General features: G+C 38.1%; 24 protein-coding genes. 18 read left to right on the top strand and 6 right to left on the bottom strand.

Features of this window, described 5'->3' with window-relative positions:
- Nucleotides 1-2: 2 nt before the first annotated feature.
- From trkA to def, 4 genes are read right to left on the bottom strand one after another with little or no spacing between them, the layout of a single operon-like run.
- Complete coding sequence (trkA, locus tag H5084_RS07825) at nt 3-1,379, bottom strand: Trk system potassium transporter TrkA (protein WP_028869375.1); 1,377 nt, start codon at nt 1,377-1,379, stop codon at nt 3-5.
- Nucleotides 1,380-1,421: 42 nt separating this feature from the next.
- Nucleotides 1,422-2,720 carry a 16S rRNA (cytosine(967)-C(5))-methyltransferase RsmB gene (rsmB, locus tag H5084_RS07820; protein WP_182690094.1) on the bottom strand — a complete coding sequence of 433 codons (1,299 nt, stop codon included), beginning with the start codon at nt 2,718-2,720 and terminating at the stop codon, nt 1,422-1,424.
- Nucleotides 2,721-2,725: 5 nt separating this feature from the next.
- Nucleotides 2,726-3,679, bottom strand: coding sequence for a methionyl-tRNA formyltransferase (gene fmt / locus H5084_RS07815; protein WP_182690093.1), 954 nt, complete (start codon nt 3,677-3,679; stop codon nt 2,726-2,728).
- Between the two features lie 28 nt (nt 3,680-3,707).
- Entirely contained in the window at nt 3,708-4,220 is a 513-nt protein-coding gene (gene def, locus H5084_RS07810) for a peptide deformylase (RefSeq protein ID WP_182690125.1), read from the bottom strand.
- A gap of 95 nt (nt 4,221-4,315) precedes the next feature.
- On the opposite strand from def, the gene H5084_RS07805 reads away from it, so the two are divergent.
- The 8 genes from H5084_RS07805 to H5084_RS07770 all read left to right on the top strand — a co-directional run bounded on the left by H5084_RS07805 (nt 4,316) and on the right by H5084_RS07770 (nt 11,087).
- Nucleotides 4,316-5,395 carry a LysM peptidoglycan-binding domain-containing protein gene (locus tag H5084_RS07805; RefSeq protein ID WP_182690092.1) on the top strand — a complete coding sequence of 360 codons (1,080 nt, stop codon included), beginning with the start codon at nt 4,316-4,318 and terminating at the stop codon, nt 5,393-5,395.
- A 100-nt stretch (nt 5,396-5,495) separates the two neighbouring features.
- Nucleotides 5,496-6,431: a cache domain-containing protein gene (locus H5084_RS07800; RefSeq protein ID WP_182690091.1), complete on the top strand. Its 936-nt coding sequence runs from the start codon at nt 5,496-5,498 to the stop codon at nt 6,429-6,431.
- A 51-nt stretch (nt 6,432-6,482) separates the two neighbouring features.
- Complete coding sequence (dprA, locus tag H5084_RS07795; protein ID WP_182690124.1) at nt 6,483-7,586, top strand: DNA-processing protein DprA; 1,104 nt, start codon at nt 6,483-6,485, stop codon at nt 7,584-7,586.
- An 8-nt stretch (nt 7,587-7,594) separates the two neighbouring features.
- A complete protein-coding gene (locus H5084_RS07790) occupies nt 7,595-8,071 on the top strand; it encodes a DUF494 domain-containing protein (RefSeq protein WP_182690090.1) in 477 nt (158 codons plus the stop codon).
- A gap of 1 nt (nt 8,072) precedes the next feature.
- Entirely contained in the window at nt 8,073-8,633 is a 561-nt protein-coding gene (locus tag H5084_RS07785; protein WP_182690089.1) for a topoisomerase DNA-binding C4 zinc finger domain-containing protein, read from the top strand.
- Between the two features lie 55 nt (nt 8,634-8,688).
- Entirely contained in the window at nt 8,689-9,258 is a 570-nt protein-coding gene (locus H5084_RS07780; RefSeq protein WP_028869384.1) for a Sua5/YciO/YrdC/YwlC family protein, read from the top strand.
- 196 nt (nt 9,259-9,454) lie between these two features.
- Nucleotides 9,455-9,937, top strand: a complete 483-nt coding sequence (gene purE / locus H5084_RS07775) for a 5-(carboxyamino)imidazole ribonucleotide mutase (protein WP_028869385.1) — start codon at nt 9,455-9,457, stop codon at nt 9,935-9,937.
- Between the two features lies 1 nt (nt 9,938).
- Nucleotides 9,939-11,087, top strand: a complete 1,149-nt coding sequence (locus tag H5084_RS07770; protein WP_182690088.1) for a 5-(carboxyamino)imidazole ribonucleotide synthase — start codon at nt 9,939-9,941, stop codon at nt 11,085-11,087.
- 80 nt (nt 11,088-11,167) lie between these two features.
- Here the strand turns inward: H5084_RS07770 and H5084_RS07765 are convergent, their stop codons facing one another.
- Nucleotides 11,168-12,181 carry a class I SAM-dependent rRNA methyltransferase gene (locus tag H5084_RS07765; protein ID WP_182690087.1) on the bottom strand — a complete coding sequence of 338 codons (1,014 nt, stop codon included), beginning with the start codon at nt 12,179-12,181 and terminating at the stop codon, nt 11,168-11,170.
- Nucleotides 12,182-12,438: 257 nt separating this feature from the next.
- Between H5084_RS07765 and aroE the strand changes: the two genes are divergently transcribed.
- The 10 genes from aroE (at nt 12,439) to coaA (ending at nt 19,751) form a co-directional block, all read left to right on the top strand.
- Nucleotides 12,439-13,257 (top strand): shikimate dehydrogenase, encoded by an 819-nt coding sequence (aroE, locus tag H5084_RS07760; RefSeq protein WP_028869388.1) that lies wholly within the window; start codon nt 12,439-12,441, stop codon nt 13,255-13,257.
- 6 nt (nt 13,258-13,263) lie between these two features.
- Nucleotides 13,264-13,542: a DUF1488 domain-containing protein gene (locus tag H5084_RS07755; RefSeq protein WP_028869389.1), complete on the top strand. Its 279-nt coding sequence runs from the start codon at nt 13,264-13,266 to the stop codon at nt 13,540-13,542.
- Between the two features lie 34 nt (nt 13,543-13,576).
- Nucleotides 13,577-13,840, top strand: coding sequence for a YihD family protein (locus tag H5084_RS07750; RefSeq protein WP_028869390.1), 264 nt, complete (start codon nt 13,577-13,579; stop codon nt 13,838-13,840).
- A gap of 38 nt (nt 13,841-13,878) precedes the next feature.
- Nucleotides 13,879-14,079: a DUF4250 domain-containing protein gene (locus tag H5084_RS07745; protein ID WP_028869391.1), complete on the top strand. Its 201-nt coding sequence runs from the start codon at nt 13,879-13,881 to the stop codon at nt 14,077-14,079.
- A gap of 130 nt (nt 14,080-14,209) precedes the next feature.
- Nucleotides 14,210-14,578: a hypothetical protein gene (locus H5084_RS07740; RefSeq protein ID WP_028869392.1), complete on the top strand. Its 369-nt coding sequence runs from the start codon at nt 14,210-14,212 to the stop codon at nt 14,576-14,578.
- Between the two features lie 336 nt (nt 14,579-14,914).
- Entirely contained in the window at nt 14,915-16,318 is a 1,404-nt protein-coding gene (gene ccoG / locus H5084_RS07735; protein WP_028869393.1) for a cytochrome c oxidase accessory protein CcoG, read from the top strand.
- 72 nt (nt 16,319-16,390) lie between these two features.
- Nucleotides 16,391-17,380: a serine/threonine protein kinase gene (locus H5084_RS07730; RefSeq protein ID WP_028869394.1), complete on the top strand. Its 990-nt coding sequence runs from the start codon at nt 16,391-16,393 to the stop codon at nt 17,378-17,380.
- 51 nt (nt 17,381-17,431) lie between these two features.
- Complete coding sequence (locus H5084_RS07725) at nt 17,432-18,040, top strand: thiol:disulfide interchange protein DsbA/DsbL (protein ID WP_028869395.1); 609 nt, start codon at nt 17,432-17,434, stop codon at nt 18,038-18,040.
- Nucleotides 18,041-18,148: 108 nt separating this feature from the next.
- Nucleotides 18,149-18,793, top strand: a complete 645-nt coding sequence (locus H5084_RS07720) for a uridine kinase (protein WP_245600436.1) — start codon at nt 18,149-18,151, stop codon at nt 18,791-18,793.
- Nucleotides 18,786-19,751 carry a type I pantothenate kinase gene (gene coaA / locus H5084_RS07715; protein WP_028869397.1) on the top strand — a complete coding sequence of 322 codons (966 nt, stop codon included), beginning with the start codon at nt 18,786-18,788 and terminating at the stop codon, nt 19,749-19,751. Before H5084_RS07720 ends, coaA begins: the two co-directional genes overlap by 8 nt.
- Before the next feature lie 68 nt (nt 19,752-19,819).
- On the opposite strand, the gene glpX is transcribed toward coaA, so the two are convergent.
- Nucleotides 19,820-20,830 carry a class II fructose-bisphosphatase gene (glpX, locus tag H5084_RS07710; protein ID WP_028869398.1) on the bottom strand — a complete coding sequence of 337 codons (1,011 nt, stop codon included), beginning with the start codon at nt 20,828-20,830 and terminating at the stop codon, nt 19,820-19,822.
- Nucleotides 20,831-20,838: the final 8 nt, after the last annotated feature.

Here is a 20,838-nt window from a genome sequence, read left to right as displayed (position 1 = left end):
GCTTATAAGAAGAATGGACTTGGTTGGAATAGTTTTTCGATGTCGTTAATGTACTTCTTATTCACTAAGAACAAGATCACATGATCATCACTTTCAATTACCGTATCATCATGTGCAATTAACACTTGTTCATCACGAACAATTGCCCCCACACTAGTTCCTTTTGGCAATTTCAACTGTGATATCTCTTTACCCACCACTTTCGAGGTCATGTTGTCGCCTCGCGCAACAATCTCAATCGCCTCTGCTAAGCCTTCTCGCAACGAATAAACGTGTTTTAAGTCAGCTTTACGCACATGCGTGAGTAGTGCGGATAACGTCGCCTGTTGTGGTGAAATGGCGATATCCAGAATATTACCTTGGATCAGATCCACATAAGCATTACGCTGAATAAGCACCATTGCTTTTCTTGCCCCTAATCGCTTCGCTAACATCGCCGACATAATATTGGCTTCATCATCGTTAGTCACAGTGATAAACAGGTCGGTCTGATCAATATGTTCTTCTAGCAGTAAATCTTGGTCAGAAGGGTCACCACAAAAAACGATAGTATTGGATAAGGTTTCAGATAAATACTCTGCTCGACGAAAATTCTTTTCAATCAATTTAACTGAGTTTTCTTTTTCTAGACGCTTCGCTAAGCTTTCACCAATATAACCACCACCGACAATCATAATACGCTTATAAGGGTGCTCAAGCTTTTGCATTTCTCCCATAATGGCACGAATATTCGGGCTTGCGGTGATAAAGAATACTTCATCATCGGCTTCGATTATGGTTGTACCCTGCGGGCGAATGGCTTTACCACGCCTAAAAATTGCCGCCACACGAGCTTCGATATTGGGCATATGCTCTTTTAAAGCAGAAATAGCGTTACCGACTAAAGAACCACCATAATAAGCACGGATCGCCACTAATCCAACCTTGCCATTAGCAAAGTTAGCCACTTGTAAAGCACCCGGATATTCAATTAGCTGTGTTATATAATCACTCACTAATTTTTCAGGGGCAATAATATGGTCAATCGGAAAGGCATCTTTATTAAATAATTCCTTCTCATGCATAACCACACTTTGAGAACGAATACGGGCAATTTTCTTAGGTACGTTAAACAGGGTAAATGCAATCTGGCAGGCAACCATATTAACTTCGTCACTATTGGTTACCGCAATCAACATATCCGCATCGATAGCACCAGCATCTCCTAGAGTATGTGGACTTGACGCACTACCTTGAACGACGCGTAAATCAAAGCGATCTTGTAACTCTTGCAAAGCTTCGTGGTTTTCATCTACCACCGTGATATCGTTATTTTCGCCGACCAAGTTTTCCGCTAAAGAAGCCCCCACTTGCCCTGCACCTAAAATAATAATTTTCATGTTATCTCACTGCTTATCGATTTACTGAATATCGCTGATTACTTATAACGCTTTTTGCAACTTAGCGTAATAAAACCCATCCATTTTTTCTTCATTTGGTAAAATTTGGCGAGTTACTGCTTGGCCATTATAGTGTGCAGCTAATGGTATTAGTGATGCATCACTTGTTGCGGCTAAAAATGCCTTAATTTGTTGGTCATTTTCATCGGGTAAAATAGAACACGTTGCATATAACAACACCCCACCCGGTTTTAATTTTTGCCATAACGCATGTAAAATATTTTTCTGTAAAGCAACCAGTTCACTAATATCACTATCGCGTCGTAACCAACGAATATCTGGGTGGCGACGTATCACTCCGGTTGCACTACAAGGCGCATCACATAAAATACGGTCAAACTGCTCTCCTGACCACCAATCATCTGGTTTCGCTGCATCACCATGGATCACAGTCGCTTGTAAATTAAGCCTTTGTAGATTTTCATTAACACGTAATAAACGTTTTTCATCAAAATCTACGGCAACCATCTGCTTCAGCTCAGGTTGTAACTCTAAAGTATGCACGGTTTTGCCACCGGGCGCAGAACAAGCATCCAGAACTAAATCACCCGGTTGTGCATCTAAATAATGTGCGGCTAATTGCGCAGCACCATCTTGTACAGATACCCAACCGTCTTCAAAGCCCGGAAGTTGGTAAACATCACAAGCATTTTCTAAACATAGTGCATTGTCATTAAACGCTGTTATTTCTGCTTGTTTATCTTGCTCGGTTAATAAAGCAAGATATTGTTCACGATCATGAAAACGTGAATTTACACGTAACCACATTGGTGCTTGCTGGTTATTTTCAGCCATAATTTGAGCCGCTTTTTCTTCGCCATAAGCAGACTGCAAACGTTTTACTAACCAACTTGGATGACAATACAGTAAAGCAGGTTGTTGATCCGCCTGAGTAATTAAGCTTTCTTGTTCACGTAAAAAACTACGTAACACACCGTTGACCATGCCCTTTAACGCAGGCTTTTTAAGTGCTTTAGCACCATTAACGGTTTCACCCACCGCAGCATGGCTAGGAATACGCGTATATAGCAGTTGATAAATACCAACGAGGATTAAAAAATGCAGATCTCTTTGTTTACCCGTTAAAGGTTTTTTCATTAATGAACGACAGAAAAAATCTAAACGAGGCAATGTACGCAGTACGCCATAACAAAGCATTTGTACTAAGGCTTTATCTTTAGGGGAAAGCTCTTGCTGAATAGCGGGCAATGCTTGTGATAGTGATTGACCCTTTTCTACAACTTGATTCAACACTTTAGCGGCAATCGCACGTACATTCATTATCATTAACCTTGTTCGAGTAAGTTGCTAGAAACTGTAAACAGTTCACGGCGAGAATTTAAAACATCTTGGACTGGCATTGCTTTTTTTCCTGCCAGTTGAATCACTTCAAGGTTGATCACACCTTGGCCTGTAGCAACTTGAATCCCCTTTTTATCAACCTCTAGAATAGTGCCCGCTGTCGCAGTGCTAACCTTATCAACTAGCGTCGCTTTATGTACTTTAATGACTTGCCCCGCCCATTCAAAGTAGCTAATAGGCCAAGGGTTAAAGGCACGAATACATCGGTCAATAAACTCAGCTTGATCATTCCAGTCAATTAAGGCTTCAGCTTTACTCAGTTTTTTAGCATAAGTCGCTGCATTTTCATCTTGTTTTTGTGCGGTTAATTGCCCTGTTTGCAATTGTTTGATTGTTTCGATTAATACCGCTGGAGCTTGTTTGGCAACTTTTTCGTATAGAGAAGCACTGGTTTCATCTGCATCAATCGGACAGCTTACTTTTTTAAGCATATCCCCAGTATCTAAGCCTTCATTCATTTGCATGATAGTAACGCCAGTTTCTTTGTCTCCGGCCCAAATAGCACGTTGAAAAGGCGCAGCACCACGCCATTTAGGTAACAAAGACCCGTGAACATTCAAGCATCCTAAACGCGGTGTAGTTAATACGCTATTTGGCAAAATTAGACCATAAGCGACCACAATCATTAAATCTGCGTCTAGTGCAGCGAGTTGTTCGATACTCTCGCTTTGTTTAAAATTCTCAGGTTGATACACAGCGATATCATTTGCTAACGCCACTTCTTTTACTGCACTTGCGGTCAGTTTTTTTCCTCGCCCTGCTGGACGATCCGGCTGACTATAAACAGCTACAACATTGAAGTCAGCGGCAATTAATGCTTGTAAATGGTTGGCAGCAAAATCAGGCGTACCTGCAAAAATGATATTAAGTTTTTCCACGAAACAACCTTATAGATATGAGAATAAATTATGAAAACTTTTTATTTTGACGCTGTAATTTTTCCAGCTTGGCTTTAATTCGCTTTTGTTTAAATGGAGAAAGATAATCAATAAATAATTTACCTTTTAAATGATCCAATTCATGTTGAATACAAACAGCAAATAGACCATCAGCCTTCACCACTTTTGTTTCCCCCTCTAAATCTTGATACTGCAAAGTAACGAACTCTGCGCGTTCAACATCTGCATTTGTATCAGGAACGGATAAACAACCTTCTTCCGATACTTCTACGCCAGAACTCTCTAGAATAGTAGGATTAATCAGAGCAATTGGTTGATTGCGTTCGTCAGACACATCAATAACAACGATGCGTTGGTGAATGTTGACTTGTGTTGCAGCTAAACCAACACCATTTTCGTCATACATAGTTTCGATCATATCCGCTGCAATTTTTTTAATTTCAGGAGTGATCTTGTCGACAGGTTGGGCTACAGTTCTTAGACGTTCATCTGGAAAATGTAATACTTCAAGTAAAGGCATGGTATTATCGCACTCATAGTTAATGTTAAAAATGTTAATTCTAGTCATTTCCCTTTGCAAAAAACAGTTTTATTAATCACAGGACAAGGATTGTTATGAAATTAAAACTCATTGCTTCACTTATATTAGGTGTCGCTCTGTCAATGACCGCTTTCGCAGACAAGATTAAACTCAAAGGAGATCACCCAGAAACCTACATCGTGCAAAAAGGCGATACACTATGGGGCATCTCATCTCATTTTTTAAATAGCCCATGGTTATGGCCGCGTTTATGGGAAACAAACACACAAATAAACAACCCACATTTAATTTATCCTGGTGATGTTTTAAATCTGATTTGGATAGATGGTGAACCGAGATTAACACGTAAGCAATTAAAAAAATTATCGCCAACACCCCGCTTACAAGAAAAAGCGCAAGCAATTCCAACGATTCCATTACAAGCGATTTCAGCCTTTTTATCAAAAGACCATATTATTGATCCCGATTTATTACACAATGCACCGCGTTTATTGGGAGATGCACTCGGCTCTCCACGTTTTTTTGAAGGTGATATTTTTTACGCTCAAGGACACTACGATAAAGATAAACTGTACGGTATCTATCGTTTAGGTGAAACCTATAAAGATGAAGCGGGCAATAGCTTAGGTACAAAATTAATTTTTATTGGTAATTCACAGGTATCAAAAAGTCCCAATGTTGATACAACTGATCAGGTTACACCACATGACTTCATTAAAAGCTCTCGCGAAGCACGACAGGGCGATTTAATTTTATCTATTCCTGAATTTGACTCTTTACCCGCTTACTTTATTCCCCAGCCAGTACCTAAAAGTAAAAAAGGACATATTTTATCTGCTTTAAATAATGCAACGGCCATTGGAAAGTGGGATGTAGTGGTGATTAATAAAGGTAAAATAGACAGCATCAAGATCGGCTCTATGTTTTCTATCTTGCGCTCTGGGCCTGCATTATTAATTAGGGATGCGAATATCATTTATAAAGAAGATGGTGACGCATTCGATAAGATAAGTGAAGCAAATTTAATACTTCCCCCTGAACGAGTTGGTGAACTAATGGTGTTCAAAGTCTACGATCAAGTGAGTATTGCTATTATTATGCGCGGCAAAGATGTGATGGGTGCTAAGTATGAGATTGAAGGTTTAGCATTTTAATGGGCATCGCTAACTCTTAAACACTAACCAAAATCTCAACGTTTTAGGCTTACTCGAGTAAAAGTAATGTTTGGCACTAATTAATTGGGAAAAATATAAAATGCACGATCAAAATAGAGATACAGAAAGATCCAATAAATTTGCATTTTTAATTTGCCCTAAAACGGCTAAGCACTTTAGTTTATGGACGTTGAACAATCCTAAATGGTTACTTTTGCTAACAATGCTCATTGTAAACTTATTTAACGGCTCAATTATTTCTGCCGCTAATGCATCGGACATTGAAAGCTCATTGCGAATCAAAGCTGCTAGTGAAATTGAAGTAAAGCGAGAGTATCTAAAACACATTATCAGCCAGCAGGAGAGATTACTTACTTCGCTGGTTGATACGCCTTTCATGAATGCCTACATCGCTAAAAACCAAGAATCAGACCGAGATAGTTTGAGTGAGTTATTTCTCACTGCAGCGACTATTAATAAGTATTATATGCAAGTTCGCTTTATAGATGCTCAAGGCCAAGAAAAAATTCGAATTGAACAATCCAGTAATGATTCAGCACCCGTGATCATTAAAAAAGCAGCACTGCAGGATAAAAGTCGCCGTGAATATTTTACCGCCACTCAAAAAACGCCTGCAGGAGAGCTTTGGCACTCACCCTTTGATTTAAATAGAGAACAAGGGGCTATAGAGCAATTCATTAATCCTACCTACCGGATCGCTCACCCTGTCTATTTTGATGGCGCTTTTTCTGGCATGGTCATCATCAATTTAGATATGACATATGTGCTCAAATATTTAACTGAATCTAATGATTTTTTGGTCTACCTTGTTGATTCAGATAATGAATTATTAATACACCCAAATCCTAAAAAATCCTGGAGTAAATACTTACCAGGCCGAAGTAAATACTTACAAACAACTGCATTAACATTAGAAAATATGACTCATTCTCTAGAAGATATATTTAAAAATGGTGAAGGTATACGCATTATATTGCGAGAAAAAATAAGTAATGAGCCAAGTACTAAAGATTAAGTTTAAGGGTTAGCATTTTAAAGGCAGACTCTTTAATTAAGAGAGGTTGTTATTCAAAAAAATCTATTTGAACAAGATAGCGAACTTGATCCCCTATATTGCTGGGTAGCACTTGATGCTATCCCAGGTTTACAAAAACGAAAAATTTTTACACTGCTATCACATTACTCTATTCAACAGTTATTCCAACTTAATGCAAAACAATTAAGTCAACATAACCTTGACCCCAAACAAATAAATGCTTTTTTATCCCCTAATCAATTACATATACAGACTTGTCTCGATTGGCAGGATAGTGCACCAGATCAAGCTATTATCAGCTATGCAGACCCACGCTACCCGCGCTTATTAAAACAGATCAGCAGCCCACCTCTCTTATTATTCACACAGGGAAACTTAGCATTACTCAACTCGCCACAAATTGCTATTGTCGGTAGTCGCAGTTGTACTCCCTATGGGCAAGAAAAAGCGATGTTATTAGCTCAACAACTTACTCAAGCAGGTTTAACCATCACCAGCGGTTTAGCAATAGGCATTGATGGTGTCGCCCATCAAGGTGCGTTAAAAGAAACGGGAGCGACTATTGCCGTATTAGGTACCGGCCTTAATAATATTTATCCGAAACGCCATTTATCATTAGCCCATAAAATTCGTGAGAAAGGGTTATTAATCTCTGAATTTTGGCCTGATACTCCTGCCTACCCAAGTAACTTCCCTCGTCGTAACCGAATTATTTCAGGCTTAAGCTTAGGCACGTTAGTGATTGAAGCTTCAGTAAAAAGTGGTTCATTAATCACTGCGCGTTATGCCGCAGAGCACAACAGAGAAATTTTTGCGCTACCAGGTTCAATAGATAATCCACAGGCTTGCGGTTGTTTAAAACTGATCCAGCAAGGTGCTAAATTAGTCTTAACCAGTGCTGATATATTAGAAGAATTCCCGCTATTAAACATTCCCCCCCCCTCCTTGGGAAAAGAAAATAAAACACCTAAAAACCAACACGTTTTACTCGACATGATCGACTATCACCTGACCAGCTTTGAGACTATTTTAGCCCGCAGCGGTTGGGATGTAGTGACCTTACAAAATGAGTTAATAGAATTAGAGATAAATGGTATAATTAACGTCCAACCGCAAGGTTACATTAAGTTATAAGGTCCGTTATGTTCGAAATTATCATGTATCTCTTTGAAAGTTATATCCAAGTTGATCAAACAATGGAACTTGATACACAAGAGGTGACCGATGAATTGATGCAAGAAGGCTTTCAGAAGTCAGAAATTAACAAAGCGTTAGCTTGGTTAGACAACCTTGCTAATATGCATAACCAAGAACCACAAAGCAGAACTATTGCTGAAAAAACAACCTCTCATCGAATCTATAACAAAATAGAGCAGCGCCAAATTTCATTAGAGTCGCGTAATTACATTAGCTATTTAGAAGAAGCTAAAATACTAACAACACATACGCGAGAAATGGTCATTGATTGCATTATGTCATTAGACAGTGACGGTGAACTTATTTTAGAAGATGTAAAATGGTTGATTCTAATGGTTTTATTCAACGACCCCGTCAGTGATGATGCATTCTTACAATTAGAGTCAATGTTAATGGATTTCGAAGAAGGACTGATCCACTAACATGGCCAATTTAGATACACACCACAAGAAAATGTCAGAAGCTTGCCCCAAGTGTGCGTCACCATTACATATTAGAAACGGTAAGCAAGGGCCATTTTTGGGTTGTAGTGCTTATCCTGCCTGTGATTATTTACGGCCATTGCATGAAAAAAGCGACATCAAAAAGGTATTAACAGGTAGCTGCTGTCCTCTTTGCCAGCATGAATTGGTGTTAAAACAAGGCCGTTTTGGATTATTTATAGGTTGTAGTGACTACCCTAATTGTGAGCATACTGCGCAATTATCTGAGCAAAATAAGGCAACAGAAAGCACTGTAAAAGAAAACTTAGTCCCCTGCCCAAGCTGTAAAAACGGCCATTTAGTTGCTCGTCAATCTCGTTTTGGTAAAACGTTTTATGCCTGTGACAATTACCCTGATTGTAAATATGCAGTGAATGATAAACCCGTGAATGAGTTCTGCCCTGAATGTAAGTGGCCTATATTAGTTGAACGGAAAACGGCTACCGCTACACGTATAATCTGTCCTAAAAAAGGATGTGGTTATCGAAGTAAGCCTATATAATTATCGGCTGTTTAGTATTAAAACAGCTTAAACTTTATAATTAGTGGGACTCTTAATGACGATCAACGAAGATTCGCTTTCTCAAGCACTTTTAGCGTTAACAACACAGGGTGTTATTGCTTACCCTACTGAATCTGTTTTTGGCTTAGGTTGTGATCCTGATAGCGAAGTAGCGATTCAAAAAATTCTCGATTTAAAACAACGCCCCGCCCATAAAGGGTTAATTCTAATTGCCGCAAATATCGAGCAATTACAAAGTTATGCCGACTTTTCATCATTAAGTCCTGAACAGCTGGATAATATTAAAGCCACTTGGCCCGGCCCTTTTACCTGGGTTGTACCTGTGCAAAGCTCATTATCAAAATTGGTCAGCGGCGACTTTGATAGTATTGCCGTCCGAGTAACCAAACACCCTGTAGTCCAAGCATTATGCACCGCATTTGGTAAGCCAATCATTTCCACCAGCGCAAACTTATCGGGTGAACAAGCCTGCACTACCACGTTACAAGTCGAGCAAATGTTTGTTAATCACCCACTTCTTGATTATGTGATTGATCAGCCTGTCACGGGGTTAGAAAACCCTTCACAAATCCATGATGCATTAACCGGTAAACGCTTACGTTGATTGCTTAATATGCTATTAATCATTGCTTAAATTAACACCTTCATGGTTAAAATGAAGGTGTCTAAAATTCCTACATTTTTAGCCTCATCTCAATTCCCTAATTGACAGGCCGAACTTTGCATCTTGTAGGGTAACGGGTATATAATCGCGCGTATCATTGAACGATATTTAAATAATCCCCTATACAGGAGTATGCATGAAAGTTGGTATTATTATGGGCTCAAAATCTGACTGGCCGACCATGAAACACGCAGCAAATATGCTAGATTCTTTTGGTATTGAGTATGAAACACGTGTTGTTTCTGCACACCGTACTCCACAACTATTAGCCGATTACGCTTCTAGCGCTGCTGAACGTGGCATTAAAGTGATTATTGCAGGTGCAGGTGGTGCTGCGCACTTACCAGGCATGGCAGCCGCTTTTACCAGCTTACCTGTATTAGGTGTTCCAGTTCAATCTAAGGCACTTAAAGGTATCGATTCTTTATTATCAATTTGCCAAATGCCTAAAGGCGTTGCAGTAGGTACGCTTGCTATCGGCGAAGCGGGTGCTGCCAATGCGGGACTATTAGCAACGCAAATTCTAGCTTGTCAGCAACCAGATCTACTCGCTAAAGTTGATGCATTCCGTCAAAAACAAACAGACACTGTCTTAGCTAACCCAGATCCTGCGATTTAATATGAACATTTTAGTATTAGGTGCAGGACAGCTTGCACGTATGATGAGCTTAGAAGCTGCCCCATTAAATTTGAATGTGCGCGCTTATGATGTGGGCTCAAAACAAGTTATTCATCCGCTAACGTTGCAATCATTTGAGCAAACACTTGAACAGGCTATCGCATTTGTTGATGTGATCACCTGTGAATTTGAGCATATTCCAGATGATGTACTCACACTTTGCTGCGCAAGTAGTAAGTTCTTTCCAGGTAAAGCCGCAATCAAAGCTGGTGGCGACCGCAGTATTGAAAAAGCCCTACTTGATAATACTGGCGTTCCTTCTGCCCCTTATAAACTGATCACTGAAAAGCAACACTTGGCTGATTCAGTTTCATTACTTGGTTTACCGTTAGTCATTAAAACCTGCCAAGCGGGTTATGACGGAAAAGGCCAGTGGCGCTTAAAATCAGTCGACCAACTGGAGCTGATTTGGGCTGAAATGGCTGAGTTTATTGCTACGGGTACAGAAAGTTTTCCACATAGTATTATTGCAGAAAAGATGATCCCTTTTAATCGTGAAGTATCAGTAATTGGTGCGCGTGATAAAGCGGGAAACATTGCAATTTACCCTGTTACTGAAAATCAACATACGGATGGTGTATTAACCTTATCCTTGGCTATTGAGATGGATCTTAGCATCCAACAACAAGCCATTGATGCATTTAATAAATTATCAACAGAAATGGATTATATTGGTGTATTAGCAATTGAGTTCTTTGATGTAGATGGACAATTGATGGTCAATGAGATTGCTCCGCGTGTACATAACTCAGGTCATTGGACACAACAAGGTACGGCTTGTAGTCAGTTTGAAAACCACATGCGTGCGGTTGCCGGTTTACCATTAGGCGATACTCAGTTGCAAAAAGTCAGTGCGATGATCAATGTGTTAGGTCAGGCGAGTATCAGTGAGCAAGTACTTAGCATCAGTGATGTTAAAAGTCATTGGTATGGAAAAGCACAACGTGATGGTCGTAAGATGGGTCATATTAACGTCTCAGCAGAAAGCAATACAGCATTAGCTGGTAAATTGTTACAACTGGCTGATATTTTACCTGAACAAAATTATCCAGGTATAAAAAGTGCCGCACAACGTTTGTTAGAAAGTTAATACACTCTAATATTTGAAGAGAAAAGCCGAGTTTTACTCGGCTTTTTTGTGTCTACTGATATGCATAATAAGTATAATTATTATAAGGTTAAGGCCACTATTTTTAATGGATGATTATCATCAAACGATGGAAAATCTTGATGGCAATCTAACCATTCAACATGACTTACTTCTCTGCCCTGTTTTTCAACACAACGGACTAAACTTTTAAACCATGCTTCTTTATCAACTTTCGCTACATTGTTACAACACACAATGGTGCCGCCCTGTTTAGTCGTTAGCACTGCCGGTTTAAATAGACTTTGGTAATCATTGACCAAATCCACGGTACCAAATACACTTTTAGCAAAACGAGGTGGATCTAAAAAGACCAAATCAAACTGAGAAGCAGACATTTTAGGATAACTAGGCAGTTTTTTATTATTTCGGCTCGCGACTTTAAGCCCAGCTAACTGGCGTAATGCCGGAAAAGCATCACTTTGAATAAACTGGCAAACTAATTCAACTCCGTTCAACTGCGCATTTTTTTCTCCTGCCGCTAATGCAAAAGAGGAAAAATCAACATTAACCACCCGTTTTGCGCCACCTACCGCAGCAGCAGTGCCAATACCACAGGTATATGAAAACAGATTTAGTACCGTTTTTTTATGACTGTTTGCTTTAACAAACTCACGCCCAACACGCATATCTAAAAATAATAGCGGGTCCTGTCCTTCATGGCGTAGCTTGCTATTAAACAATATGCCATTTTCAGCGATCACTTGATCGGAATGTGCATAAGCATCAATGTCTACATCAAGTTTATTGATAACACGAGAGTTTTTATTAGACCGATCGTTATATACAACAGGTAAATCAGCTGCACTTAACAATACGTTATGGATTGATTGTAGTTCTTCCTCATTAAGTGTTTGATGGAAAGTCTGAATTAACCAAGCGTCACCATAACGATCAATATTAAGCCCGTTAACACCTTCAACCGTGCCATGAAAAACACGAAAACAATCTGTTTTTGGTAAATTAGCGTTTGATAAATTATTAATAAGGGTCTCGCGTTTTGCTAACGCAGTGGTTAATAAAGTAGTTATTGGCATAATCAAAAAACTCAGTAAAGGAAAGTAGCTATTTAGCAGAAAGATATGCCAGATAATGAACCACTATATTAACAAACTGCAAAGCTTAACAACACTAACTTGCTCGAAAATAAGTATGCTTGAGTTAGCAACCTTCAATTATTAAGAAACGCCTAATTTATTTATAATAAAGCGCTGAAAAGTACCTCATAAAATACCCTGAATAACACATACATGATAAATTAACCCTTACTAAATTTATTGAAATCGGAGCTCACATGGATCAGTACGCTGTATTTGGCAATCCAATCAAACATAGTAAATCGCCTTTTATCCACACTTTATTTGCTAATCAAACACAGCAACAGATGTCTTACGGTATTGTTGAAGCACCGGTTGAGGGGTTCACTGCAGCAGTTCAAGCCTTTTTTAATAGTAATGCAAAAGGCTGCAATATTACTGCCCCTTTTAAAGAAGAAGCTTTTCAGTTTGCACAGTCATTAACGGATCGTGCACGTTTAGCCGGTGCAGTAAATACACTAAAGAAAACTGATGACGGGTTAATTATTGGTGATAACACTGACGGTGCAGGGTTAGTTTTAGACTTAAAAAATAACCATGTAAACCTAACCGGCGCACGCATTTTATTATTAGGCGCTGGTGGCGCTGCACGTGGTGTATGTAGTTCGCTTTTAGCAGAAAATCCTGCACAGTTAACGATTGCAAACCGTACTTTTGAAAAGGCTGAAACCTTGGTCTCTATTTTCAAAGCATTAGGTAATATTAATGCCTCTGAATTTAGTGATTTATCAGGTCCATTTGATCTCATTATCAACTCTACCTCAGCAGGTTTACACGGTAGTTTACCAAATATATCCACGGCATTGATCACCCCAGAAACAGCCATATATGACATGACTTATAATGCTCAAGTAACGGCATTTAATGCATGGGCAAAAGAGAATGGTGCTCGCTTAACCATTGATGGTTTAGGTATGTTAGTTGGCCAAGCGGCAGAAAGCTTTGCTATTTGGCGCGGTGTCAAACCTGGCGCGAAACAAGTGTTAAATGAATTACGTCATAATTTAGCCGGTTAATTTAATATGAATCAAAGTATTATTTTTGCAGATAACGAATACTATAACGCTCAGTTACAACAAGTAGAGTTTCAAGCTCAATGCCAAGGGCACTTAATTAGATGTATTATCTCTTGGGAAACATTAAAAAAATTAAGTGAGCAATTTAGTATGCCAATAAAAGCTAATGAAAAATTAGCATTAATGTTATTTGATGGCGCTCGTTTTGATATTGAAGATCTCGCAGAAGAGTTAATTAATCAACAAGCTTTTAGTGAGTATGGAGAAATCCTGATCACGGCTTAATTAAGTTATGTATCCATTACAAGGAGTCTAATATATGCAAACTCATCGTATCAATGAAATTTTAGCGCTAATAAAGCCTTATTGGTTAAAAAATCAAGAATTGAGTTTATTAGAAGTATTACAGTTAATAGCAACTGAATCAGGGTTTGATAAATCGGTTGCAGAGTTAACAGATGAAGTGATTATTTATCATTTAAAAATGGATCAAACTGCAAAAGGTGACATGATTCCTGGCATAGCAAAAGATTGTGAAGATGACTTTCAAACTGCATTATTAAAAGCACGCGGTTTATTATAAAACGGACATAGACTTAATCAATAAAAAGGATGAAGGCAATGTTAGAAAATTATAAAAAAATGGATGTTAATATGCTGCTTAGCATCGTTAATATGAAATTAAGAAATGAAAGTGAAACACTTGAAGATCTCTGTGTTACCTATGAAATTGAAAAGTCACTACTAGTAGAAAGACTGGCAAAGCATGACTTTTTTTATGATCAGGAGCACCATCAGTTTAAACAACATTCCCCGCAATAAAGGTCATCAACAAAGCAATCCTAGTAAGTCGGTAATAGGATATTATATCAATAACATCCTATTACCTTATTGATTGTTTTCATTTTAAAAAATACACTTCTATTTCTTTAAACTATAAGTGAACTAAAAAATGAAAAAAATTGCTTTAATTTTATTAGGTGGCGCCCTACTAGCTGGTTGTCAAACTACTAGCTCAGACCTTACTTCAACAGCTAACTCAGCAGCGACCTCTGCCACTGACGGCGCTACTAGCTCTGTTAGCAGCTTAACAAGCAACTTACTTAATACAAACTTCCCTAGTCTAAGTTGCTCTGCAATCAAGCAAACTTTTGTTACTTACGAAGCACAAGCAGCCAACCTTGAGTCAGGTTCAAGCATGCTTACAGCAGCAGGTATCAGCACTGAAAGTACAAAAGTAAAACTAGACAGTGCTTACAACACAGCAAAAGCGACTGCAATACCAGTAATGAGTGCGAAAGGCTGTAGTGAAACACTATAAGCATTAGTATTAAATAAAGCTTTGTTTATTGCGAAGCTTTAATTACTTCAGCTCAAAATAAAGTAAACCATGCAATACCACGATTTTCTTCGTTAAATGATCTATCCCAAAGATTTAAATTTAATAATGATTTGTCTACTGTTAAACAAACTGCGAACTAATCTTCCAAATCAAGCTCATTCAGAGCAAAAATAAGTTAAACAATAATCATTACCATTTATAGCTAAGTATTTATTATAAAGCAGTAATTTGAGCATAGTTTTTGTTTTATCTGTTGCATTTATTCACTCATAATTCCTTTATAATCGCGGTATTATTTACAGCAGGTGTTTACAAATGACGCAGAAAATTAAAATTAAAGAGATCAAGACAACTCATAAAGAAAGTGCCGATCGTTTTAATCCAAGCAATCGTATTTATGTGCGTGCAGCTTACGGCCTTTTTCAGAAAATTCGTAAATTAACAGGTTGGGGTTTAATTCTATTATTCCTCACCATTCCTATGATCCGTTGGGATGGACATCAAGCTGTTTTATTTGATGTTGATAAGCAACAATTTCATCTTTTTAACATGCTTCTATTTCCTCAAGATCTAACCTTGCTGGCATGGGTATTTATAATAGCCGCCTTTGCCCTGTTCTTCTTCACCACTTATTTAGGGCGAGTTTGGTGTGGTTACACTTGCCCACAAACAGTTTGGACCTTTATTTTTATATGGTTCGAAGAACGCTTTGAAGGCACGGCTAATAAACGTAAACGACTTGATCAAATGCCGTGGAGTTTTAATAAAATATGGCGAAAAACAGCGAAGCACACCGGTTGGTTAATAGTTTCATTATTTACTGCCCTTGCTTTTTGCTCTTATTTTGTTCCTGTTGAAACGCTTTATCGTGATTTTTTCACCGGTCAAAGTAGCATGCTTGTTTTATTAATGGTGTTTATATTTACTTTCTCAACCTATGCAAATGCGGGTTGGATGCGTTCTATTTTCTGTATTCATATGTGTCCATATTCACGCTTTCAATCTGCCATGTTTGATAAGAACACTTATAGTGTTGGCTATGATGCGACACGTGGTGAAAAGCGCGGCCCTCGTTCACGTAAAATAGACCGTTCAGAAACTGAGTTGGGTGACTGTGTTGATTGTGATTTATGCGTGCAAGTATGTCCTTCAGGCATAGATATTCGTGACGGCTTACAATATGAATGCATTAACTGTGGTGCCTGTGTTGATGCCTGTGATGAAACCATGGATAAAATGGGTTATCCAAGGGGTTTGATTTCATACACATCAGAACAAATATTGGAAGGTAAAAAAACCAAGCTAATGCGCCCTAAAATCATTGGGTATGGGTTGATGTTGGTTGTCATGCTTGTCTTGTTTTTTGTTAATATAGCCACATTAACCAAAGTAGAGATGGAAATTTTACGTGATAGAACTTCTTTATATCGTGAAAACGTTGATGGTTTAATAGAAAATACTTATACCTTAAAAGTACTCAATAAAACGATTCAAGCACAGACCTACAATATTACTTTTTCAGGGTTAAAAGATGCGACCATGATAGGGCCGAAGCAAGTAACTATAAGCTCTGGAGAAATTTTTACTCAACCAATTTCCATTGCTGTTGACCCTTATGATATTAAAGAGAAAAAAAGAACTATTACTATCAAACTAACTAACGTAGATGATAGCGACGAAGTAATCCAACAAGATGCTTCATTCTTTCTTGGCTTGTAAGTAAATACTGTTAAATTAACCTTATTAAGGCGCGCTAATTGTTAGTTGCGCCTTTTTTTGTTGGAGAAAAGAATGCAAAACGAACCTTTAAGCTATCGAAAGTTGACACCCGAGTGTCAGTTGGACGCCTTAGCAAGCATTGGAATTTATCCTGAAACAGGTTTATTAGCGTTAAATTCTTATGAGAACCGCGTTTACTCATTTAGTGATGAGAATAAACAGCGTTATGTGGTTAAATTCTATCGTCCAAGACGTTGGAACGAGCAACAATTATTAGAAGACCATGCATTTAGTCAACGCTTATTAGCATCGGGTTTAAATCTCTCTGTACCACTTATGTTTGATGACAAAACCTTACACTCGTTTGCAGGCTATCATTTTGCCTTATTTAATAACCTCTCTGCTCGCACTCTAGCAGTTGATAATATTGATAGTTTATATGATGTAGGTATAGCTTTAGGAAAATTACATAAAATCGGCTCTCAGCATCAATTTACCACTCGACCAAATTTCGATATGGTCACCACCATTGAACAAGCCTTAAATGACTTAAAAAGCTGTGAATATATACCGAATACTGTTAAATCCCCTCTTTTCACTGTCATTGAGCAAATTCAACAAAAAATAAAAGCGACTAATCCTACTAAATTAAAATTGATTGCCATTCATGGTGATGCACATGCGAGTAATATATTGCTAAAAGAAGATCTGCCTTATTGGGTCGACTTTGATGATTGTAAAATGGGCCCTGCAATACAAGATATTTGGATGTTACTAAATGGAGACCGTAGTGAACAACAACTACAGTTATCAATGATTTTAGAAGGATACCAAGAAGAATTTGACTTCGATACCAAACAATTGCCGTATATTGAGGCGTTACGCACAATGCGCATCATCAATTATGTGAGCTGGATCAACAATAGGTGGACAGATCCGGCATTTTCTCGAAACTTTCCATGGTTTATAACTGACCAATACTGGAAAGACTTGCTACAATCCTTGCAACAACAGTTATTATTATTGGATGAAGCACCTTTAACACTTCAACCACAGTACTAATTAAAAATAATAAATACTAATTACGACTCTAAATACAATAAAGGAACAAATATGAAAAAGGTTTTTGCTCTATTAATCGGCTTATTCTTATTACCGTTAAGTGTAAACGCGGCTGATTTCAAAGAAGGCACGCATTATGATGTTATTAAACAAACAGCCACAGAAAAGCCTGAAGTTTTAGAGTTTTTCTCTTTTTATTGCCCACATTGTTTTAAATTTGAACCCCTAATGAAAACATTACAAAGCGAATTACCAGCTGATGTAGCGGTTAAGAAAAATCACGTTAACTTCTTAGGTGGTAACATGGGTCCAGAAGTAACTAAAGCCTTCGCTGCAGCTGATCTATTAGATGTTAAAGAAGAAGTGACTAGTATTATCTTTGATCAAATACATACACAACGTAAACCTATTAATGGTGAAAAAGATATCCTAGCTATTTTTGATAAAGCCGGTGTATCTGAAGAGGAAGCAAAAGGTGCTTTAGCTAGTTTCCCTGTTAACGGCCTTGCTTCACAAATGAAACGTAATACTGAAAACTTTAAAGTTCGCGGTGTACCAACACTGATTGTTAATGGTAAATATAAAGTAAATACAGGATCAGTGAGAAGCACTGCTGAGTTCGTTGAATTAGTGACATTTTTAACTAAAAAAACTGATTAAATCAGGCACTAAAGTATCCTTATCTAAAATTAAAAGCCACTTTAGTGGCTTTTTTCATTTTTGTGGCATAATAGCGCCGTCTAGATAGGGAGATGATCGTTGAAAACCATGTTTAATAATGCGGCACAAATGAAAAGTGCTATTAAAGAACTACACAACCATAAAGAATCCACCAAAGCACAAGTTGTTGCTATTAGTGGTATTGAAGGCAGTGGCAAACGTGCATTAACCGAAAAAATAGCCGCAGCCCTAAGATTAGATGGTTTAAATGTAGCGGTTATTCATACTGATGATTGGGAAGCGAGTAAAAGCATTCGCTTTAACGTCATGAACAGCCCCGAAGAATATTATTTAAATGCTTATCGCTTTGACGAAATGTTTGAAGAGTTAGTACTACCTTTGAAATTATTTGGTAGCATTAAAACATCAGTCAACTTAGACGATGCAGAATGCCCGCGTAAAGTAGATTATAACTTTGATAATATAGATATCATCTTGATCGAAGGTGTTTATCTATTACAAGAGGCGTATTTAGATCTCTATGATTATAGTTGTTGGGTAAAAAGTAATTTTGATACAGCTCTTAAACGCCTACATGAACAAGCTAATATTGAAGAGTCTCAAGAGGCACTGGTTAATCTATTTGAGTTACTAATTAAGCCTGCAGGGCAATACCACCTTTATGCCGATGACCCAATTGGTAACAGCAAATCTATTTATTTCGAAGAAACAAGCGCAGTACCTAATGAGTAATCATGCGGCATTCAACCAACAAAGCTTGCTTAGCGCTTATATGCACTTTGAGCGTAATGAATGGGCGCATTTACGAGACAATGTTAAATTAACGCTGTCAGAAGAGGATATCACCCAATTACAAGGTATCAATGAGTCCTTATCAATGCAGGAAGTGATAGATATCTATTTACCACTTTCTCGTTTATTAAACTTATATGTGGGTGCACGCCAATATCGACATACTGTACGTGATAAATTCCTTGATGCGCATAATGAAAAAGTACCTTATATTATCGGTATTGCTGGGAGTGTTGCCGTTGGAAAAAGTACTTCGGCACGTATTTTACAGGCCTTATTATCACGTTGGCCAGAGCATCCTAAAGTTGCCCTCGTAACAACTGATGGTTTTTTACGCCCTAATAAAGATTTAGTGGCTCGTAATTTAATGCATCGTAAAGGTTTTCCTGAAAGCTTTGATATTAAAGCGTTAATCGAATTTGTCTCAGCGATTAAATCGGGTAAAAAGAAAATAACTGCACCAATTTATTCACACTTAACCTACGATATTATTCCGGATCAGTCATTGCAATTTGAACAGCCTGATATTGTTATTTTAGAGGGTTTGAATGTATTGCAAACTGCGGCATTAAACGATCCAGAACAATCTCATCGAGTATTTGTCTCTGATTTTGTTGATTTTTCTATCTTCGTTGATGCTGATACAGAGCTATTAAAAACTTGGTATATTCAACGTTTTCTGAAATTTAGAGAAGGTGCATTTACTGATCCAAATGCTTATTTTCATAGCTATTCAAAAATGACTGAACGTGAAGCTATCTCAATAGCAGGCAAAATTTGGGATGAAATTAACGGGATTAATTTAGAAGAAAATATTCGCCCCACCCGTGACCGAGCTAATTTAATTCTAAAAAAATCGATTAATCATCAAGTGAGCCAGGTTAAGTTACGAAAATAATATTTATTATAAATACGATAGATACAAAAAAGGCACACTAGGCGCCTTTTTTATTAAGCAACAAACCGTTAAAGGATAATATCTTTTAAGTTTGGATCTTTACGGTCTAAATAATGTGTTGAATGAATACGGCGCACTGTACGTGATTTACCACGTACCAATAATGTTTCAGTCGTCGCTAAACGTCCGTTAACAGAAACACCTTCTACTAAATCGCCTTTAGTAATACCCGTTGCCGAGAAAATAACGTTATCATTTTTCACTAAGTCTTCAAGTTTTAAGACTTTATTAACTTCAATGCCTACAGCTTCACAACGAGCAACTTCTTCTTTACCAATGCGAATATTCTCTTCTGTCGGCTCTTTAACCATTGGACGAGGAATAAGGCGTGCTTGCATATTACCATCCAGAGCACGTACTACAGCCGCTGAAATAACACCTTCAGGGGCTCCGCCAATACAATACAACACATCAACTTGGTTATCTGGCATACAGGCCAATACAGAGATCGCTACATCACCATCAGGAATTGCGAATACACGTACACCCATACCCTGCATATCTTTGATGATACGATCATGGCGTGGTTTTGCTAACGTAGCGACGGTTAATTCAGATAATGATTTACCTAGGGCAAATGCAATCGCTTTTAAGTTTTGCTCTAGTGAACGCTCTAAATCAATCGCATCTTTAGCATTAGGACCAACAATAAGCTTTTCCATATACATATCTGGTGCACGTAAGAAGCTACCCTTTTCACCAACGGCAAGTACTGCTAATGCGTTTGATTGTCCCATTGCAGTCATTCGAGTGCCTTCAATCGGATCTACAGCAATATCAACCGCATCACCTACACCAGTACCCACATGTTCACCAATATATAACATTGGCGCTTCATCGATTTCGCCTTCACCAATAACAATTTCACCGTCAATATCTATTTGGTTAAATATAAGGCGCATTGCCTCTACAGCAGCACCATCGGCGGTGTTTTTATCACCTCGGCCTAACCATTTGTATCCTGCTAATGCAGCCGCTTCCGTTACTCGAGAAAATTCTATTGCTAATTCGCGTCTCATCTTATGAG

The organism is Psychromonas sp. SR45-3 (assembly GCF_014163575.1).
Lineage (GTDB): Bacteria > Pseudomonadota > Gammaproteobacteria > Enterobacterales > Psychromonadaceae > Psychromonas > Psychromonas arctica.
This window is presented reverse-complemented; position numbering and strand designations above follow the sequence as displayed.

Excerpts from the sequence above, each read along its gene's own strand:
- trkA (WP_028869375.1), bottom strand. The coding sequence starts at position 1,379 with ATGAAAATTATTATTTTAGGTGCAGGGCAAGTGGGGGCTTCTTTAGCG.
- rsmB (WP_182690094.1), bottom strand. The coding sequence starts at position 2,720 with ATGAATGTACGTGCGATTGCCGCTAAAGTGTTGAATCAAGTTGTAGAA.
- def (WP_182690125.1), bottom strand. The coding sequence starts at position 4,220 with ATGCCTTTACTTGAAGTATTACATTTTCCAGATGAACGTCTAAGAACT.
- H5084_RS07805 (WP_182690092.1), top strand. The coding sequence starts at position 4,316 with ATGAAATTAAAACTCATTGCTTCACTTATATTAGGTGTCGCTCTGTCA.
- H5084_RS07800 (WP_182690091.1), top strand. The coding sequence starts at position 5,496 with ATGCACGATCAAAATAGAGATACAGAAAGATCCAATAAATTTGCATTT.
- H5084_RS07790 (WP_182690090.1), top strand. The coding sequence starts at position 7,595 with ATGTTCGAAATTATCATGTATCTCTTTGAAAGTTATATCCAAGTTGAT.
- H5084_RS07785 (WP_182690089.1), top strand. The coding sequence starts at position 8,073 with ATGGCCAATTTAGATACACACCACAAGAAAATGTCAGAAGCTTGCCCC.
- H5084_RS07780 (WP_028869384.1), top strand. The coding sequence starts at position 8,689 with ATGACGATCAACGAAGATTCGCTTTCTCAAGCACTTTTAGCGTTAACA.
- purE (WP_028869385.1), top strand. The coding sequence starts at position 9,455 with ATGAAAGTTGGTATTATTATGGGCTCAAAATCTGACTGGCCGACCATG.
- H5084_RS07770 (WP_182690088.1), top strand. The coding sequence starts at position 9,939 with ATGAACATTTTAGTATTAGGTGCAGGACAGCTTGCACGTATGATGAGC.
- H5084_RS07765 (WP_182690087.1), bottom strand. The coding sequence starts at position 12,181 with ATGCCAATAACTACTTTATTAACCACTGCGTTAGCAAAACGCGAGACC.
- aroE (WP_028869388.1), top strand. The coding sequence starts at position 12,439 with ATGGATCAGTACGCTGTATTTGGCAATCCAATCAAACATAGTAAATCG.
- H5084_RS07755 (WP_028869389.1), top strand. The coding sequence starts at position 13,264 with ATGAATCAAAGTATTATTTTTGCAGATAACGAATACTATAACGCTCAG.
- H5084_RS07750 (WP_028869390.1), top strand. The coding sequence starts at position 13,577 with ATGCAAACTCATCGTATCAATGAAATTTTAGCGCTAATAAAGCCTTAT.
- H5084_RS07745 (WP_028869391.1), top strand. The coding sequence starts at position 13,879 with ATGTTAGAAAATTATAAAAAAATGGATGTTAATATGCTGCTTAGCATC.
- H5084_RS07740 (WP_028869392.1), top strand. The coding sequence starts at position 14,210 with ATGAAAAAAATTGCTTTAATTTTATTAGGTGGCGCCCTACTAGCTGGT.
- ccoG (WP_028869393.1), top strand. The coding sequence starts at position 14,915 with ATGACGCAGAAAATTAAAATTAAAGAGATCAAGACAACTCATAAAGAA.
- H5084_RS07730 (WP_028869394.1), top strand. The coding sequence starts at position 16,391 with ATGCAAAACGAACCTTTAAGCTATCGAAAGTTGACACCCGAGTGTCAG.
- H5084_RS07725 (WP_028869395.1), top strand. The coding sequence starts at position 17,432 with ATGAAAAAGGTTTTTGCTCTATTAATCGGCTTATTCTTATTACCGTTA.
- H5084_RS07720 (WP_245600436.1), top strand. The coding sequence starts at position 18,149 with ATGTTTAATAATGCGGCACAAATGAAAAGTGCTATTAAAGAACTACAC.
- coaA (WP_028869397.1), top strand. The coding sequence starts at position 18,786 with ATGAGTAATCATGCGGCATTCAACCAACAAAGCTTGCTTAGCGCTTAT.
- glpX (WP_028869398.1), bottom strand. The coding sequence starts at position 20,830 with ATGAGACGCGAATTAGCAATAGAATTTTCTCGAGTAACGGAAGCGGCT.